At 49.2% G+C, this 3,424-nt stretch carries 2 protein-coding genes; both read right to left on the bottom strand.

What is annotated here, in order from left to right; genetic code table 11:
* Positions 1-549 precede the first annotated feature (549 nt).
* Positions 550-2,208: a hypothetical protein gene (locus K419_RS24195; protein WP_026842879.1), complete on the bottom strand. Its 1,659-nt coding sequence runs from the start codon at positions 2,206-2,208 to the stop codon at positions 550-552.
* On the bottom strand, positions 2,171-3,319 hold the full coding sequence (locus K419_RS24200; RefSeq protein WP_026842880.1) for a transglutaminase-like domain-containing protein: 1,149 nt from the start codon (positions 3,317-3,319) through the stop codon (positions 2,171-2,173). The genes K419_RS24195 and K419_RS24200 overlap by 38 nt, the downstream gene beginning before the upstream one ends.
* Positions 3,320-3,424 lie beyond the last annotated feature (105 nt).

A 3,424-nucleotide genomic window follows, 5' to 3' on the forward strand; every position in this document is an offset into this window, starting at 1 on the left:
CTTGGCAGCAAAAAGAGGTGAAGTTCTCTACGACAAAATGCCTATCCTGCACGCCATTGGCTGAAGCAACTCAACGAACTCAACTACGTCCCCCTCGTCACGTTATAATCTGGTAGGCCCTGCTTCGTCTAATTGCCTTCGTATTCAGATTTTTCTCTTTTATAATTTACTATTAATACAAGAACTGAAGGGATAAATACTATAGCGTAAGCTAAAAAATAGTGAAAAGCAGCAAATACAACAAGCGTAAAGAAAGTTGCAAGTATCAATAAGATACTCACTGCCAACCTTTTGCTATTTGTAATTATTCTAAGTAGGAGCCAAAGCTTTCTTTTAAAAAGTAATATAAATAAAGCATAAAAAGGAAAAAAGAGAGTTAAGATTATTGGCCAAACAATAATATCTCCCAAACCAATTGCACCGTCATAATCAGATCGCAACTTTTTAAGTTAGTTTTTAATGCTTTCATCACCAATTCTGTTGATTGGAATCGCTATTAGATAAACAAGTAATATTGTGGAGACCTGAAATAGGATAATTGAATATAGATCAATATGCATACTCGCCCCCGTAGCAACTGTTAACCACTCTGTTTGTTGAACTTCCCATAGTGAGACCGAATAGGCGTTTTATCGGATCGAAAAAGCTTCCATAGGGTGGTGGAAATACCCGCATAAATGTAAATACCGATAGAAGCGATATTAAAGTGGATGCGACGCAATCTCTTACCTTTTCACTAGCCTGAGTTGCTATCCAAGCTAGGAGAGCCAAGTAAAAAGGCCTTAATATGGAAACGATAATTAATGCAATAGGGCCGATGGCTACTGCGATAGCAATCAGTGCAATTGCTGTTAATAACATAACCGCGACTAAGAGGATGGCACCATTCGTCCCTCCACTGAGCATATACGCTCCTGCCCCTGTTTCGGGATTAATTACAATGTACCCGCAGCCAGTCCAACCGTTAGAGGTGATGTTTGTCTTAGAAACCGTCACCTCTTTCCCTGCGTTAACAGCATTTCGGATATCCTCCTTAATCTGCTCATCGACTTGAATTTGCGGCAGAACTACCGCTATGTTCGCCTGATTGAGTGTGTAAATCGGTATACCTTGGTCGTTCGCTATCTGGAGAGCCTTGACTGCACTTATTCCCTGTGCTGCACTCCCTGGTATCGAAAAAAGCTGTTCCGGGACGCTGTGTTCAAGAGCAGAAGACGCCATGCCGCTATTGAGCATGTAGTCTTTGACTGTATGAACGTTTCCGTCCGTGGCTTTCACCACTTGCATCAGATAATCAGCATCCATGTTGAGCCCACCAGGACTGACGTTCCGCGGGATCCCCCATAATAAAGCTACTTTAAGTTTGGTCGCAAATATAGTCTCTGAAGGGAGGGTGATAGCCTTAACGCCCATGACTCCTGCGGCAAAGTAATTAGTTGTGTTAAGCTGGTTATGGTAGGCAAGTGCGGTGGTGTAAAGAAGATCCCCGACGAGGTCATCCTTCGTTATACCAGTAAAGTCCTGGCTCTGAAGGCGAACCTTAGTTGTTTCGATCTTAGCTTTGAGGGCGGCTAAATGGTCTTGGCTGATTTTACCCAAGTTCAGCCCTATCGCCTGGTAAACCCCGGCGTCGATGTAGTTGACGACCTGGCTTGACCCGTACGACGGGTCAGAGAAAGTCATGGAAAAGATGTTGGTGCCGCCAAGGCCGACTGCCTCCCCTGTCGCCACAACTTGTCCGTCGATACGGAGTTCGGGAATGACGTTGATCAGGTATGCCGGAAGTGACGATGGAAGTTCGCTGGGCTGAATGGGCGAACCATCGGCATGTGGGGTCGGCAGATAGGAGTTGATTATCGCTTCATCCTGGGCAGTCGCCGGGGAATAGCTGAGCGTAATTTTCTTTCCTGCCAACTCTGCAAGGCTTTTCAATATGTTGAGCGACTTGTCAACCGGAGCCGGTGCATCCGGATCGAGCGACGCCAGATCAACGGTCTCCTTTTTCACGTTGAAGGACCGCTTGTGCCGAAGGGCGTCTGGGATCGAGGTAAAAGTCGCACCTTTTACGGCTGTCCGATATGGCAGTGTCCCCAGCAGGTAAGGGAACTCCTGCTTGACGATCTCCTTCTTACCGAGAACATCCCCGACTGTGGCATTCGGATAGTTAGCCTCAATGTAACTCTGGACGCGGGTCTGGTAGTCCTGCATCGTCTGCTGAGCGTAAAGGGAGTTTACACCGGTAACGTATCATTCTGCCTCGTTTACAGTCGCGGTAGATTGAAGTTGGGTCAAGAAACCCCTGCGCGTCGAAGGGGACAGCATTTTTAATGTCTATTCCCTGCGTGTAGTTGTGCTGCTTGAATGTCGGGTCGAGCTTGATCCAGGTGTCTTCCCTTTCCGGAATATGCTTTGCGCCACGCGACGGGATATAGTCGATGAACGCCTCGACCCAGACATGCTCAAAACGGGCCGCGACTATCTTCCCTCCGGCGGCGAGTCCTTTCGTCGGGACCCCGCCACTGGACATGAAGTCGAGAGCAGCCATGGGATCGGTAAAATCCCCAGCCCAGTTCATGATGTTGGCTATAGGCAGTTCTACAGTTCCGGTGACGTAACGGGCGTGTATCCCTGCCGCACGCAGCAGAGCGATGAGGAGTGATGCGGTGTCAAAGGCGTTACCCTGCTTGGTCAGCAGAGTCATCTGGGCTCCCTGTATGGAGCCCCATGTCGGGACGAACTCTATGTTGTTGCGCACCCACTCGTATATCTTTACTGGGCTGTTGCCAAGCTCTTGAGCCTTGGCCTTTATCTCCGGTGTGAACTGGACCTCGATGGTTTCTGCAAGATCGTCCGGAGTAAGCAGACCGGCTACTGAACCGGTCGAAGCAACATGAATGCGCTTCTGACTGCGCCAGGCATTCTTATCCTTCTTCAGATCCCGCTCAAACTCCTCTTTCTTCATTCGCGGTTCGCGCTTCTGTGCCTTCGGCTGCCGGAACGGCAGATTGTTGGGATCAAGCTGCTGGTGCCGCGACGGTGCCTTCGCCTTTTCCAGGTGGACACGGGTCTTCTCCAACTCGACCTCTGCCTGTGCCTTGTCCTTCGCCTTCTCAACCCGGTCTATGTTTCCCTTCAGCTCGGCAAGATTGTCGTCGTAGTGCTTCACGAACTTGTAATGCCGCTCCAGAATCTCGGCCGGCAGCTTGGCGTCCTTGAGCTTCTTCTCGGTCTCGGCGAACTGCTTGCGGATCTCCACATCCAGCGTGGCAAGCTCGCCCTTCCCCGCCGACAGCTTCAGTTTCTTGTTCTCATGGTCCACTTTGGGGTCGGCTAGCAGGTTGTTGAAAAACTAAGTACAGAAAAGAGCAGTTTTATGGTACACTACGGCGCGTAACACATTGCAATCACAAAGGAATGTTATGCG

The organism is Citrifermentans bremense R1 (assembly GCF_000426865.1).
Taxonomy (GTDB): Bacteria; Desulfobacterota; Desulfuromonadia; order Geobacterales; family Geobacteraceae; genus Geomonas; species Geomonas bremensis.